Annotated in this window: 10 protein-coding genes; 3 read left to right on the top strand and 7 right to left on the bottom strand. The window is 46.1% G+C overall.

The features are described from left to right. Positions 1-11: 11 nt before the first annotated feature. The 7 genes from CEK71_RS11775 to nadB all read right to left on the bottom strand — a co-directional run bounded on the left by CEK71_RS11775 (position 12) and on the right by nadB (position 12,316). Entirely contained in the window at positions 12-3,539 is a 3,528-nt protein-coding gene (locus tag CEK71_RS11775; RefSeq protein WP_088619571.1) for a sacsin N-terminal ATP-binding-like domain-containing protein, read from the bottom strand. Next, positions 3,536-7,072 carry an SNF2-related protein gene (locus tag CEK71_RS11770; RefSeq protein WP_198328182.1) on the bottom strand — a complete coding sequence of 1,179 codons (3,537 nt, stop codon included), beginning with the start codon at positions 7,070-7,072 and terminating at the stop codon, positions 3,536-3,538. Before CEK71_RS11770 ends, CEK71_RS11775 begins: the two co-directional genes overlap by 4 nt. A gap of 141 nt (positions 7,073-7,213) precedes the next feature. Beyond that, the gene (locus CEK71_RS11765; RefSeq protein ID WP_088619569.1) at positions 7,214-7,927 is read right to left on the bottom strand and encodes a DarT1-associated NADAR antitoxin family protein; all 714 of its coding nucleotides are present in this window, start codon (positions 7,925-7,927) and stop codon (positions 7,214-7,216) included. Next, positions 7,920-8,441, bottom strand: a complete 522-nt coding sequence (locus tag CEK71_RS11760) for a DarT ssDNA thymidine ADP-ribosyltransferase family protein (protein WP_088619568.1) — start codon at positions 8,439-8,441, stop codon at positions 7,920-7,922. The genes CEK71_RS11765 and CEK71_RS11760 overlap by 8 nt, the downstream gene beginning before the upstream one ends. Positions 8,442-8,638: 197 nt before the next feature. Further along, positions 8,639-9,139: a hypothetical protein gene (locus tag CEK71_RS11755; protein WP_088619567.1), complete on the bottom strand. Its 501-nt coding sequence runs from the start codon at positions 9,137-9,139 to the stop codon at positions 8,639-8,641. A gap of 88 nt (positions 9,140-9,227) precedes the next feature. Next, the gene (locus CEK71_RS11750; RefSeq protein ID WP_088619566.1) at positions 9,228-10,625 is read right to left on the bottom strand and encodes a P-loop NTPase family protein; all 1,398 of its coding nucleotides are present in this window, start codon (positions 10,623-10,625) and stop codon (positions 9,228-9,230) included. A 92-nt stretch (positions 10,626-10,717) separates the two neighbouring features. Continuing rightward, positions 10,718-12,316, bottom strand: coding sequence for an L-aspartate oxidase (nadB, locus tag CEK71_RS11745; protein ID WP_088619565.1), 1,599 nt, complete (start codon positions 12,314-12,316; stop codon positions 10,718-10,720). 153 nt (positions 12,317-12,469) lie between these two features. Between nadB and rpoE the strand changes: the two genes are divergently transcribed. From rpoE to CEK71_RS11730, 3 genes are read left to right on the top strand one after another with little or no spacing between them, the layout of a single operon-like run. Further along, on the top strand, positions 12,470-13,072 hold the full coding sequence (rpoE, locus tag CEK71_RS11740; protein ID WP_088619564.1) for an RNA polymerase sigma factor RpoE: 603 nt from the start codon (positions 12,470-12,472) through the stop codon (positions 13,070-13,072). After that, a complete protein-coding gene (locus CEK71_RS11735; RefSeq protein ID WP_088619563.1) occupies positions 13,072-13,629 on the top strand; it encodes a sigma-E factor negative regulatory protein in 558 nt (185 codons plus the stop codon). Before rpoE ends, CEK71_RS11735 begins: the two co-directional genes overlap by 1 nt. Next, complete coding sequence (locus CEK71_RS11730; RefSeq protein ID WP_088619562.1) at positions 13,626-14,621, top strand: MucB/RseB C-terminal domain-containing protein; 996 nt, start codon at positions 13,626-13,628, stop codon at positions 14,619-14,621. Before CEK71_RS11735 ends, CEK71_RS11730 begins: the two co-directional genes overlap by 4 nt. The last annotated feature ends 75 nt before the right edge of the window (positions 14,622-14,696 follow it).

The following is a 14,696-nucleotide window of genomic DNA, read 5'->3' as shown; positions in this document are numbered from 1 at the left end:
TCTTAGGATAATTAAGTTTTATCCCATAAAGCCACAAAACGCGCAAAATGCCGTTCGCTCCAAGTTATTTCGCATTCATCTTCTGCCAAGTTAATTTTGACCTTTACACTTTCGATTTTCGCAGGCCGTCTATTTTTAAAATTCTCAATAATAGGATTCAAATCCTCTAACCACACAAAACTGGCATTTTTAAGTTTTGCTAACGTATCAGCACTGACACATAGCATATTGCCTGCGTCATTTAAATAATCTGCATTGCCGTATGGAAGTAACGAACATGCTTCAAAATAATTTTCAGCATCTCCATCAGTATTTGCCGATGCTTTAAGAAACGTATTGTTGGTAATCTGGCATCGTCCTTGGTATTCTTCATAGAGAAAATCACGCACTTTTTGATTCGATGGAGATTCGCGTACTAAAGAAAAACGGATAATTTGCGGGGTAATTTTATGCTGGATTACTTTTTCTTCAATTTCTTGATTGGCGTTTTTTTGATAGCGTTCTGGATTACTTAACGGATTGTTTGAATTATGCGCTTCGTTTGATGCAATGCCGCCGCGTTGTGGTCGGTACAAATTACCAATACCTTCTTTAAAAGAAGGGGCTGGTTGAGGCATAACCATTTTGGGCTTAAGTTTCTCAAATTTTTCGAGTTCGTCTTCAGACGCATTGGAAATCCATTCTAATAATTCTCTTTTTCGTGGATTGCCTTTTGATAATTCGTCAGCCGCTTTTTCAAACCCAGGCTTTTTCATGCCCAATTTTTCTGCTACTTCTTTGGCGTTAATAGAGCTGCTATCAAACCTTTCAAGCAAATCTGTAAGCAATAATTCGCTAGGTTTATACCGTTGACCATCTTTATCCGGTAGCCACGCTTTTTCGATAAGTTTTCTTCCGATTTTTGAAATTATATCGTCTTCATAATTTGGATTTCTAAAATCATTATGCTTTGACGTTATTATCTTTCCTCGAATACATTGATTGTGCTGTTTCAATATTTCCCATAATTGGACATCTCGCTTATCCAGTAAATCTGGATTGTTGATTACTTCATCAAGCCCTACGATTTCCCAATCAGGGTCAAACCCGTTAAGCCCCCGTTTATGATTTCCTTTGTAAGACAGAATAGTTATATATCCTTCATGGTCAGGCGTTTTTGTTATAACCGGGCTGTTTTTTGTGCAAGCTAAATTATCAATTACATCTCGCAAAATTGATGTAACTGTCGGGTGTAGAAAGTAAGCATTAATTTCGTTACTTATACCTTGAAACCATGTAAGCATTAAGTTATTGCTAAACAAATTTGGCTCATTTTGGTTCTTATAATGAATGTATCCATTGTTATTTAATTTATGGCATACAAGCCAGTTTTTATCTTTTAGGCTGTTTTTAAGTTTTATTTTTGCAGAAATATCTCCTTCGATATATGCTTTATGTATCCAATTCAAATCATTTCGATAATTAGATTCGTCGAAAGTAGAGTCATTTTTTGGATATGTCGGTAAAATATGCCTTTCAACAAAATCAAGCGGAACTATTTTGGTGAGACATTTTTTTAAAAAATCTTTAGTAGATTCAATTGTGTTTAGTTCTTCACTGACTGATGGGTGTAAAAAATAAGCATTGACCCTATCGGGTATAGGTAAATTTGGCTGCTCATATAAGTTTGGGGTATTTTGTTGCTTCCAAAAAATTTTATCGGATTCTTTCCCGCTGGCATAAACACAAGCCAACCAAGTAACGGTGTTGAGTTCGCCAACAAACTTTACTCTTGCATCATCATTACTATCAGCAAAAGCCTTGCGAATTTGACGTAAGTCTGCCCTATAATCAGCTTCAATAAATGGAATTGGTTCTTTTTGGTATTTTCGTAGAATGCTTTTGACCACCATGTCCACTGAGTCAATTTCCCGTACACCTTCTTTTTCAAGAAATGTCCTGACGAATTTATTTGCGGCAAGTTCGGTATGAACTAATGCAAAGGCTGATAAATCCAGCTTTTCGGCTTCACTAGGCACAAACCATGCGGTTGGTTTTGAGTTTGAGATTTCAGGCAAAGCCACTTGTTCACCTGATTCAAGCCGAATGAATGGCGTCCGTCTAAGTATCTTAGCTCCTTCATCGGCATATTGAATAAACTGGATTAGCCACGCTAGAGATTGCTTGCTGAAAAAACCAGCCGTCAGTTTTGGTACCAAAGATTCAGGGGTAACTTCAACTTTGTCCACCAAATTACGCAAATAAGAGTGAAACTCCGGTAAAGTGTCGCTAGTAATAGAAGCGTCCAGCCAAGTTGTTTTTTCTTTATTGAATAATTCACCTAGCTGCTTGGATGAAATTAATCCAACCAATTCTTTACCACGCGCTAATTTAGCGTTATCAGATGTAATGTAGCTGCCGCCGTGAGCAGGTAATAACGATTTGTTTTTTAAAGCTTCATATATTCGGTTATAGATGGGACGAAAAAAATTATCTTCGGGAAAATCATTTTCGTCTAAAGGGAGCGCGTTATAGCTATTTACAGCCAAACGGTTGGCATCTCGTAAAACAGATAAGCTATCGGCTGCAAGCTGCGCAGCAGTTTGAATCATTTGATGGTTCGCTAGATCATCGCTTTTGATATTGTCTCGCGATTTGGTCGCTTTGAACGGTGCTTGTATCAAAAATCCGAGTTCAGTTTTCTTTTCGGTAGGGAATGAAATAACTAACTCTGTATCGTTTTCTCTAGTGATTTTTCCGTTTTTATCCATTAAAAACGCAACTTCAACAGTAACTTGTTCTTCTTTATCTTCGTCTATAACCGCGATAGTACGCGCAAAAATATGCCATTGCTCACGCTTGCCTTGATGATCTCTGACTTCAACAATACGCCAATGATTTTGTTTATTTTCTAGCTTATTTTCTTTGGTCAAAAAACCTTGTTCGCCATTTGGCAATATCCATTCAATTTTTTCAATATTGTTCAAAAACAATAAAGTACGGATATTCAGTTTTTTTATCGCTTGACTAATTTCAAATTGGGCTAGGTCGGCATTTACGCTCTTCCGAAACGCCCATTCTGGCCGTTTGTCCAGTTGGTCGAAAGGTAAAACAATTAGCGTATCTTCGCTTAACGTGATTGTAATTTCATAAGGCTCAACGAATCGCCTTATTTCAAAATGTTCATCTTCGGAATGAATCTGCGGAAAAAAGCTATAAGCATAAACGGATTTAAAACCTATACCGAATTTTCCAATCTGTGTGTAATCGCCCGCTTTAGTACCTTCACCGATACCACAAATACCAATAATATCGCGATTATCAAATGGTTTGCCATTATGATAAATTTCAAGTCTATCGTGATGCAAATGAAAGCGCACATATCCTAAAGTGCTGGGTAACGGGCGGCGCGAAAGCGCATCCTCAGCGTTTTGCAGAACTTCAAAAATAAAATGTGTTCGGGCGGAATAAATGTCTGCAAAGTATGCTAGGTGATGTGTTTTTGTGCCGTAATTTTTAATGTTTTCTTCACGGATTTTTGCGTAATCGACTTTTCTCATTGTTTTTCCTCAATTATCAAAACCCCTACCGCCACCGCCTCAGCCAAAATATCCGCCTGCTGTGCCGCTTCTTCCAATTGTCCGGCATGTTGCCGATAATCCCGCTCCGCTGCGTCTATTTGCGCGTTTTTCATGCGCTGGATTTTGTCGCTGGGGTTGGCATCGCGTTGTTCTTGCAATAATGCGATGCGGGCTTTATGGGTAGTCGTTAATGAATCTAACCGAGCGCGGGCATGTTGTTTTACCTGTTCGATATGTTCGGCACGGGCATCTTGCCAAAGTTGATAGTGGCTTTTTTCCAGTTCCTGTTCTTGTTCACTGGTAATGGTGGGTACGTCATCTTCCAGTGCTTGTGCCGATTCTAGCAAAGCCAACATTTCGGCGGTCAGTTCCGGTGTCGCGGCTATCGGTTGGAACGTGAAGTCTTCTTTTAAACCTCGTTTTTGCCAGCGGTAGATAGCGTAAGGGTGTTGGCCTTGCGGCAAGGTATTACTGCTTGCTTTCAGGTTGCACATTAAAGGCGTGACGGGTTCAATAGACCGTGCGGCTTGTTGCGCCAAAGGATGGTTAGGTGTAACAAACAGCAGTTCGCGTTGTTCGGCGGCGGCGGCTTGATTAAACGTTATTTCTAAATACGGGTTATTGCCTTTTAGCCAGCGCGTCCAGCTTTGTGCGGTTTCGCCGCTTAGTTTGAGTTTTTGGACATCGGCAAGCAGTTTGTCGCGGATTTCCTGACCGAGTTGCAAGGTGGTAACGGGCTTTTGTCCCAACGATGCGGGGATATTGCTTGCGCCTAAGGTCTGCAAGTAACGGCTGATTAAGTTAGCAAGCATGACAGGTGCCAGCCAGAAGCTGGAGGCTTGTTTGATCATGTCCTCATCGCGTTGCGGTTGGCTAAGTCCAAAGAGTTTGCTTTGCTCTTCTTCTAGCTTAGCTTGTTCTTGAATGGCACGAATTTCGTTATCGCTAAGCTGTTGCAAGCGGGCAGCTTGTTCTTCGGCGGTCAGCTCGAAATTTTCAGCGATATTTTTGATTTCTTGGGTTAACCTACCAAGAATTTCTTCGCTGCCACCCAAGGCTTGTTGGAAAATGCCAATGCGTAGCAAGCAGCGGTCGTAAATTTCGGCATCAACCGTGCCAGGCGTGATGAAATTATAAATAACCACACTGGGACTTTTTTGCCCGTAACGGTCAATACGGCCTATGCGTTGTTCAACCCGCATCGGATTCCACGGCAAATCGTAATTGACCAGTGCGTCGCAGAATTGATAATCCAAGCCTTCACAACCCACTTCCGACGATAACAGTACGTCAATCGCTTGCGGGTTTGTTCTCGGCAGGCTGAAACGGTTGCGTAAGGTACGGCGTTCATCATCGGGGATTGTCCCGTTAATCAAGCCAACCCGAATTTGCTTACGTTCGAGGTTTTCATGAAGATATTCCCAAGTGTGGCTGAAACAGGTAAACACTAGCAATTTATTGTTTTCCAGAGCTTGTTTGTCGGCAATCACTGTTAAAAAGGCTTGTAGCTTAGGGTCTTCACCTTGGGTAAGCTGATTCGCCCGGTTGATGATGCCATCAACTTCGGCGCGGAATTCGGCGAGTAGTTGGCTTGCCAACTCTAAACTGCCTTCATCGTCATTATCACATTCCAAACATTCCAATTGTGACAAATGGCGGTTAAGCAAAGCTTTCAATAGCGGTGCCAAACCGAAGACACAACTAGAAATTTGCCGCCGTACGGTGGATAACAAAAATTTTAAGTTGACGTTGCCGTGGCGAATGATAAGCATCCGTGCCAGTAAGTCGATTAAATCACGGTGCAAGGCGGCTTGTTCTGGCGTGAATTCGACCGTAACGGTTTCCGGTTTGCGAAGGGTGAAAAAATTGCCGATGTCACGCCGACGGGTACGGTTAATGAAGGGGGCAAAAGTGTAAAGCTCTTCTAGTTGCCGGATGAGTGCCAAGCGTGTCTCTGAGCTGTCGTCATCGTCCAAGAGCACGTCTGTAGCTTGTTGCATACGCGGGTCATTGCTTAATACGCCGCGCCCCCAGTCCGTTGCCAGAGAATGGTCGATTGCGTCCAAGGCAATGCCTTTCCAATCGGAGGTAGCCGCACGGGCCGCAGCAATTGCGGCATTTAAATGCGGATTAGGTTCTGCCATTTGCAGAAAAGCTTGCTTGCTGGTGATGACATCAGGGCGTAGCAAATTTAGTAGGTTATATAAATCGTGGTCTCGCAATTGAATCGGCGTTGCTGACATCAGCACAACCGCTTCGGCGTTTTCGCAAAAATAACGGACATTACGGTGCGCCCAAGTGTCGCTATTGCGAACGGCGTGGGCTTCATCGACGATGACTAAATCGAATATAGGAGGTGGGTCAAGTGCCAGCAATCCGTATTGTTTGCCCTTGCCATGCAGAAGGCTTTCGTCCAGCAACGAATACGGCACAATCGCCCGTGCATATTTTTGCGGCCAAACACCATCCCCATGGGTTTCGTTAATGCAGTAGCGCAAGGCTGCGCTGTTTAAATGCTCAAACCGCTCATCGAAGCGTTTCATTTCCTGTTGCCATTTACGTTCGGCAACCAGGGGCTTAGGACAAATCACTAAAACCGTTTTCAGTTCGCGACGCGCTTGCAGCTCTTTCAAGATCAGCCCTGCTTCGATGGTTTTACCGACACCGACTTCATCAGCAATTAACATTCTGGGGCGGTCTGCTTGTATTAGCTTGAGTACCGGACGAAACTGGTATGGCACAAAATTGATACGCGAAGCGAACAGCGAGTAAAGGTGCGTAGTGCTAGGGTGGCGTAGTTGTAGGGCCGTCATCGCGGCATGGAGGGCATCATATACTACGGTGACGCGTGTGGGCGAGCTGTTGACGGAGCCTAACTGGGATTGGTAATAGGTAGCGATATTGCCGTCGTGAAATACTTGGTAGCGGTTTTCTGGGTCGCCTGATAATACGGTGATAATTGCACCCGTTTTACTGGGTTCGGCTTTCAAGAAAACCATGTCTCCAGGTTTGTAGGCTTCTGTGCTGGCAGTTTGCGCTTGCTGCTCTTGTACGGCTATTTTGCTGTTGGCGATTTTGTTTAGTAGCGTTGTTTTTTCTACGTTGAGTTTTTCCAAGGTTTCCGTGTTTGCGCCAAATGCTTCCAGCAATCTGCCAATGGTGTCGAGGTCGCGGTAATACATGTCATCTGGAAATCCTTCAGCAGGTGCATGTGCCCAACGATTCCGAAGGGTTTGTGCTTCTTTCAGCCAGTTTCTGACGTTTGCCTGATTTGCCTGAATTGGGCAGTGCCGTGATAAATCGTACCAATTTTGATCCGCCACCCTTAGCAGTGCCGCCAAATCAAGCTGAGCGATAGTTTGGTAGCGATGTTCGCGGGCGTAATTTTGTTGTGGATACGTCAATTGGTCTATAACCAATTTTTGCCACCAGTCTTCAGCAAGGGCAGGTAAGCAATTGGTTAGGCTTTGGGTAAGTTGTTCGGAAAGCAAAGTTAATGCGTTATATTTCATGTGTACTGGCATTTTGGCTTCAAGTAATGGCTAGTGTAGTCAAAATAATGATTTTAGCCAAACCCATTTGCTCAATAAGACACTTATAAAGATATTAACATTGAAAATGGTATCAAGATATTAATCCATAATCCGGTACAATCAGTAGATTCCATTACCAAAAAGTCCTGAATCTTGGCGAATACTACCCAATGAGTGCGGTTGTTTTAACGAATCGGCGGCAACAAAGGCTATAAAGCTCTCCTGACTAACCAACACCTCATCTAAAAGCCCTAACTTTAGCAGCGATAACAAAAGGGCACAGGTTCTTGCTTGGCAGTTAATTGACTTTTCTGGATTAAATTCAATATCGGTAAAGCCTTTATAGGCAAAAAGACGCTGTAAATAATTTTGGTGCGGTTGCAATGCGGACAAAAATAGCCAATCATAAAAGGCTGTTTTAGGTATTAACGGCCATTCTTGACCAAAATAATTAAAACCGATTAGCTTGCCAGATTGTTTTAAGCGCCCATCCCTTTTGGCATCAAGGCTACTTTTTTTATAAATATCCGTGTAAGGCCCCCCTAACTCAAAGACCTTGCTACCTTGAAAGGCCGCTTCAATACTGATTGCCCCAATTGTAGTATCGATTTTCAGACTAAACGCGCTAAGCCTTTGCCCCAGTTTTTCATCTGATTTTGTCGAAACCTCTAATAAGGGAAATAGGCCTTTCGTTTTAGCTAACTCATGCAAAGCGGCGACATTTTTCTTCTTCTGAACAACGGCAAAACCAGGATTCCATTTAAAATCGACTTGAACTTCATCAACTAAATGTTCAGGTTGGTATAGCGGAATAAAAACAGGACGTTTAGCCATTTTTGACCATCAAAATTTTATCTATAGGAATCATTTTAGGAACTAATATTTGCGCTTTTTTCGCGCTTTGCCGTCTATTCTGAATCGCTGGGTCACGCCAATCCATGTAAGTGAACAGCACCTCAAAATCTATATGATCTTTTGCCTGTTCGGCAGTTAGCACGCTGACACCGGATTTATTGGCAACATCGGCACAAAAATACACATCGCCACCTAAAATAACGGACGCATCAATTTTTAACCAAATAAGATTTTTAATTCTGCCATCTTCCCTTGCCCGATAGGCCATTGGATGCTCATCAACAAAAGCCAAATGCACATATTTATCAAGCTTTTTCATTTTATCTGCATCGTGGCTCCATTCATTACCGCCTGGAGCAGGTATTGTAATACCCCTTTTTTCTAGTTCCGATAACGCAAGCAAACCGTGTTGTTTGATCGATTCCAAATTTGCATGGTCAGTAAAATGCCAAACGCCTTCCAATGTTTTGTATTTAGAAATGATAGATTTCACTTTCCTAACCTAATGCCTAAAAACCATTTTTACCGACAGCAATCCATCACCCTGCCAGCCCCCCATACATCGCCGAAGACTGTTCGTCCGTTTCAATGCCGCCAATCGAACCTATTTGCGCACAACCGCTTGATAAAGCTTTATCGTCTGTTGCCGTAACGGGGATGTTTACACAACTACCGCCACTCCTTACCCCCTCACTGCACCAACTGCCCCAAGGTATACGCGCCAAAATAAGTAAACCCCGCATAAATCAGCGAAACCACGGCACTGGCGGGGATGTTCAGCACTAAGACGCGCTTGAAGATGTAAGTGGTCAGGGCGTAGTCCCAAGCCAGCAGGATACCGACCAGATAATAGCTGATGGTGTTTTCGCTGATGGTCAGCCAAACCAGCACCGGAATGATAAAAAACGACACCACATTAGAGCAAAATACCACGGCGGCGGTGACTTGAATAAACCCGTACAGGGAACGGTTAAGCCCCAACATGACCCAAATAAACAGCAAGGTTAACAGCGTCTCAAAACTGACTTCATAAAACGACTCAATCGGGTCGTCGGTCATATTGGCCTGCAAAAAAAACTCAACGATAAAATAAAAAATAAGGTTATTTTTGAAGAAACTGACTGATCTTATCAGCTCGAGCGGGTTCAGCGTAAACCAGCAGAGCGGCAAATAGTGTTTTAAAGTATCCATAGGTATTTTTTAGCATTGAATGCTGTCTGATTAACTGCTATAGAATAATAACGCCCTTTTTTAAGTGCTACGGATGGGAAGGGATACGCTATGGAAACTCTTTAAAACTGGACGTTCCGTTGCTCGGCGGCGGCTCCTGATAACTGCTGAAATGGTCGTTTAAGGATTGCACCAGCTCTTCGGTCTTTTCGCGCAGATGCAATAAGCGGGCTTTGCTCTTTTTGTTCCAACCCACAGGGTCGCTGACGGTAAACATCATGCGTCTGAAGGTCAGGTTCTTTTCAAACAGGTTCGCCAGATTTTCCAGCAAATGCAGTTCTTTTTGCCGTGCCGCCAAACGGTGGCTGATGATGCGGCCTTGCAGCCTACTGCTGATTAAATGGATGGGGATCATCACCACCAAAAACGCCACCCCGACCATAGGGCCAATAATGGGGTCGATGATAAACTCTAAAATACCTATTTGGATTTCTGCCAACACCGCCAGCGACCCTAAAAAGCCTAAAATCATCAGCGTGGACATATTGACGCGGTCTTTCCAGGCGGCGATGCCTTTTTGGGTTTCCGGTATAACCACATCTTTAATATCGTTGATATTTTTTTCCAGCGCGTCCAAGACACGGTATGAACGCCCGTGGGCGACATTGGCCATGCGGTGGTCTATCTCGGCAAAATAACCGCTGCCGGAGGGGTTGGCGGAATTTTGTTGGTTGGTCAGCACGATGAATTGGCCGCTGTTCAGGCCTAATTCCGCCAATTTACGTTGCCATAGGGAAATGATGGCGTTGTTGTTGGTGGTGCTTAAATTGGCGGTCGGCTCGTCGATCAGGTACACAAACTTATTGGTGTCCTGATGGGCGGCAACCAAGCCGATCAGTTCTTTGGCGAGCGGGCTATCGGACTCGAACACATCGCTGAACACACAGACCAAATCCGACGTTTCGATGGTATGGCGGGTCAGTAAAGATATGACAGGGGTTACCAAGGCGGTGGCGACATTGGGCATGTCGATGATCAGCTTGCCTTTAAGGCGGTCGCTGTGCAGGGTTTTTAATTCCAGGTAGGAATTGATACGGCTGCCTTCGCCGGCTTTTTGCTGCTCGATTTTGCTGCTGATTTTGTAAAACGGGTAGCGCGGGTCGACATCTAAAGCCGTACCCGGCAACGTGGTGGAATTGGTTTGGTTGTTGTGCAGCAGTACGGTAAATTTATGTCCGGCACTTTGCACGCCAGCCAGTTGTTGCCCGGTTTCCAAATAACTGTTGATAAAACGGGCTTTGGCGGTGGAATTGCCGCCGACCAGGCTAACGATGGGCCACCAAGAATGTTTGCTGGCGGTGGTTTCCTCGGCTTCGATCAGCCCTAAATCATATTCGAATTGGTCAACTTCTTGGAAGACTTTTAAGGCTTGCAGCAAGACCGGATTGTCGTGGGCGAATTGTTTTTCTAAGTTCAGCAGGTATTTGCTAGCGGTCTTTTCAGTCATCAGAAGATCCCCGTCTTTATTATTTTTTATAGTTAAGGAGTGGGCGAAGTATACACCCGAAACAAGCCCATTATATAGGAATCCGTCACTGGTTAGGGTGTTAAAATCGTATTTTGCGGCGGCTTGCTGTTGTCAAGTTCGGGATAATCTAAGGTATAATGCAGACCCCGGCTTTCTTTGCGCTGCATGGCGCAACGGATAATCAGCTCGGCGACAATGACCAGATTGCGCAGTTCCAGCAAGTCGCTGGTGACGCGGAAATAGCGGTAATATTCGTTGATTTCCTGCTTTAGCAATTCGACCCGGCTCATGGCGCGGGACAGGCGCTTGTCCGTCCTGACAATGCCGACATAATCCCACATAAAGTGGCGTAGTTCGTCCCAATTATGCGACACCACCACCTCTTCGTCAGAGTCGCTGACTTGCGAATCGTCCCAATCCGGCACGGACGGCGGCGCGGCGATGCTAGCCAGCTTAGCCAAAATATCAATACTGGCGCGGTCGGCAAAGACCAAGCATTCTAACAGCGAATTGCTGGCCATACGGTTGGCCCCATGCAGGCCGGTGCTGGCGACCTCACCGATGGCGTAAAGGTTGGTGATGTCGGTACGCGCATAGCTGTCGGTCAAAATGCCACCGCAGGTATAATGTGCCGACGGTACGACCGGAATCGGCTGTTTGCAAATATCAATGCCGAATTTAAGGCATTTTTTATGGATGGTCGGAAAATGTTTTAGGATAAAGTCTTCCGACTTATGGCGGATGTCCAAATACACGCAATCGATGCCGCGTTTTTTAATTTCATGGTCAATGGCGCGGGCGACAATGTCGCGTGGCGCCAGTTCGGCGCGGGGATCGAAGTGGTGCATAAACGGTGAGCCGTCCGGCAAGATCAGTTTGCCGCCTTCACCCCTGACTGCCTCGCTGATTAAAAACGACTGGGCTTTCGGATGGAACAGGCAAGTCGGGTGGAACTGCATAAACTCCATATTACTGACCCGACAGCCCGCCCGCCATGCTAAAGCGATGCCGTCACCCGTGGCGCTTTGCGGGTTGGTACTATATAAATACACTTTACTTGCCCCGCCTGTTGCCAAGACCACCACTTTTGCGGTAAAAGTATTCACAGTTTGCCGTTGTGAGTCGAGCACATAAGCGCCGACGATGGTTTTGCTGCCCGAAGGGGTGGTTTGGGTAATCAGTTCGACGACGTTATGATGCTCGAACAGCCGGATATTGTCATGTTCTTGGGCGCGTTCGATCAGCGATAAAGACACCGCTTTGCCTGTGGCATCGGCGGTATGGACAATGCGGCGGTGCGAATGCCCACCTTCGCGGTTAAGGTGCAGGACTTTTTCACCGGTGGGGGTAACGTCTTCGGTAAAGGCGACCCCTTGGCGGCGTAGCCATTCGATGGAACTTTTGCCGTGGGTGACGGTCAGCCGGACTATTTCCGGATTACACAAGCCGGCCCCCGCATCCAGCGTGTCTTCAATATGTGACTCGATAGAATCCTCGGCATCAAAAACGGCCGAAATACCGCCTTGGGCATAATAGGTGCTGCCGGCGGTCAAGGCAAATTTTGACAGTACGGCAACACGTGTGCCGTGGTCTGCCAGCTTCAGTGCCAGGCTTAGCCCAGCACCCCCGCTACCGATAATTAAAACATCATAGCTACTTGAATAGGGCATAAAAAATCAACAAAAAGTATGGGCAGCCAGCTTATGAAAGTGGCTTAGTTAACGCAGATTGGCGATAATACCGCTTTTTGAAGTGATAACACAATTTTGTCACAAAAGAACTTATTCAGTTTAATCCTGTCTACCCAACATATAAGAGCAGTAGTGAACAGTCAAAATAGGACTAGCGAACATCTCGACGAAGAGTTGGTGGCGCGTGTACAGCAAGGCGATAAAAAAGCCTACGATTTGTTGGTCATTAAATACCAGCACAAAATCGTCCAGTTGGTTAACCGCTACCTGAAAGATCCCAGCGAAGCGCAGGATGTCGCCCAAGAAGCGTTCATTAAAGCCTATCGCGCCATTGGCAGTTTTCGCGGCGAATCGACGTTTTACACTTGGCTGTACCGCATCGCCATCAACACCGCCAAAAATTATCTGGTGTCGCGCTCACGGCGTAGCTCCCAATATGAAGTCGATATCCAAGATGCGGAGGCGATAGAAAACGCCCCGCAATTGCAAGGTATCGACACCCCTGAGAGATTGTTGTTGAATGAAGAAATCATCAAGACCATCAGGGCGGCAATTGACCATTTGCCCGAAGAAATGCGCACCGCAATTATGCTGCGCGAATTTGAAGGGATGAGTTATGAAGAAATTGCCGAGGCCATGGAATGTCCGGTCGGAACGGTCCGCTCGCGCATCTTTAGGGCGCGGGAGGCCATAGATAGTAAATTAAACCCTTTGCTCACACACGGTGACTTTTGATGAACGACGAGCTAAATCAGAAAACTTCCCAATTTCTTGACGATGAACTACCCCATGACCAAGCCTTGGCCTTATTGCAGAAAATGCGTACCAATGCGGCGTTGGCGGAGAAATTGCAGCGCTATGCCGCCATCAGCCATGCGTTAAAAACCGAGCAGTTTATCGCCTTACGGCCAGATTTTTCGGCGCAAATTTCCGCACGGCTGGAGGCGGAACCGGCCTACCTATTGCCGCGCCCTAAGCCTGCCGCCAAGCGCAGCTACCAATGGCTGGCTTTGGCGGCCTCGGTGGCGGTGCTATCTGTAGTGGCAGTCCGCTCCTTGCCGTTGTTAGGGCAGCATAGCCCCAACGCCAATCCGGCCACCCTACAAATTGCCCAACATGCCGCTGTGCCCACCTTGCCCCACTCGCCCGTCACTACCGTTGCCCGCAGCAATACCGAGCAACCGTTAAATGCCCGCATCAACGATTATCTGCAAGCCCACAATGGTAGCGCTTATGCGGATAACCAACAGTTACAATCTATGGCGCGTCTTACGGCATATAATCAAAAATGATTGTGGTAAAGTGGTTTTTTCTTATCCTCTCCGTTTTGTCCACTGTCACGGCATGGGCAGAAAACCTACCCTCCCTTATTTCCGGGAGCCACTCCGCCGGACAATTGCAAAATGGTAAACAGGCGTTAAAAAATATGGTGACCGCCATGCAGACCCTTAATTATCAAGGGACAGTAGCGTTTCTGCGGGACGGTAAGCTCGAACCGATGCGTTATTCCCATGCCGTCAACAACGGCCAAGAGCAAGAACATCTACTGTCGCTTAATTCGCCGTTACGCGAAGTGGTACGCGAAACCGGCAAGGTGAGTTGCCTCTATAAGGCGACTCACCAGCTTGTCGTTGATCAACGCCCCTTTGAGCGCTCGTTCTTAGTTAACATGCCCACCGACTTGGCGCAACTGGACGCCGCCTACGACATTGAAATGCAGGGCGAAGAAAGCGTCGCTTTATTGCCCGCTAATGTGGTCGCCATCAAGCCTAAAGACGGCCTTAGATATGGCCGGAAAATCTGGTTAAGCCAGCAATGGGCCTTACCGCTTAAGGTGGAGGTATATGGTCTGAGCGGCGAAATCGTCGAAGAGCGGCTGTTCACCGAGTTGCAAGTCAAAGACAATTTGCCTTTTATTGCCATGCCGCCAGCCACCAACACCCCGCCAGCCGCAACCAACGCCACCGCCCCGCAACAGGCGGCCTTTACGTTCAGCAGCCTGCCTAAGGGCTTCACGGAAGTGTTTTTTTCCCGCCAGCCCATCCATGTCGCCGAGCAGCCGGTCGACCATGTTTTGCTGAGCGATGGTCTAGCCTCGGTATCCATTTATATGGAACCCAGGAATAATACCCCTCCACCTGTCAATAACAGTACCGAAGGGGTACAAACGATTGATGCCATCAACTTTTTCAGCCATGCCCAAGGCAATTACCAGATCACGGTGATGGGGGAAGTGCCGCCCGAAACCATCCGCCTAATTGCCGATAATGTCCGGTTGCGGTAAACGGGGTATGGCAGCCTCTAACGCCAGAAGCGCATGGGCTATAGGCCTTACAGATACCGACTTAATGGCTTGCCT

Origin of the sequence: Methylovulum psychrotolerans (genome assembly GCF_002209385.1) — a bacterium.
GTDB lineage: Bacteria > Pseudomonadota > Gammaproteobacteria > Methylococcales > Methylomonadaceae > Methylovulum > Methylovulum psychrotolerans.
This window is presented reverse-complemented; position numbering and strand designations above follow the sequence as displayed.

Coding starts and splice junctions, on each gene's coding strand:
- CEK71_RS11775 (WP_088619571.1), bottom strand. CDS start 3,539: ATGAGAAAAGTCGATTACGCAAAAATCCGTGAAGAAAACATTAAAAAT.
- CEK71_RS11770 (WP_198328182.1), bottom strand. CDS start 7,072: ATGAAATATAACGCATTAACTTTGCTTTCCGAACAACTTACCCAAAGC.
- CEK71_RS11730 (WP_088619562.1), top strand. CDS start 13,626: ATGATTGTGGTAAAGTGGTTTTTTCTTATCCTCTCCGTTTTGTCCACT.
- CEK71_RS11750 (WP_088619566.1), bottom strand. CDS start 10,625: ATGACTGAAAAGACCGCTAGCAAATACCTGCTGAACTTAGAAAAACAA.
- CEK71_RS11755 (WP_088619567.1), bottom strand. CDS start 9,139: ATGGATACTTTAAAACACTATTTGCCGCTCTGCTGGTTTACGCTGAAC.
- CEK71_RS11735 (WP_088619563.1), top strand. CDS start 13,072: ATGAACGACGAGCTAAATCAGAAAACTTCCCAATTTCTTGACGATGAA.
- CEK71_RS11765 (WP_088619569.1), bottom strand. CDS start 7,927: ATGGCTAAACGTCCTGTTTTTATTCCGCTATACCAACCTGAACATTTA.
- nadB (WP_088619565.1), bottom strand. CDS start 12,316: ATGCCCTATTCAAGTAGCTATGATGTTTTAATTATCGGTAGCGGGGGT.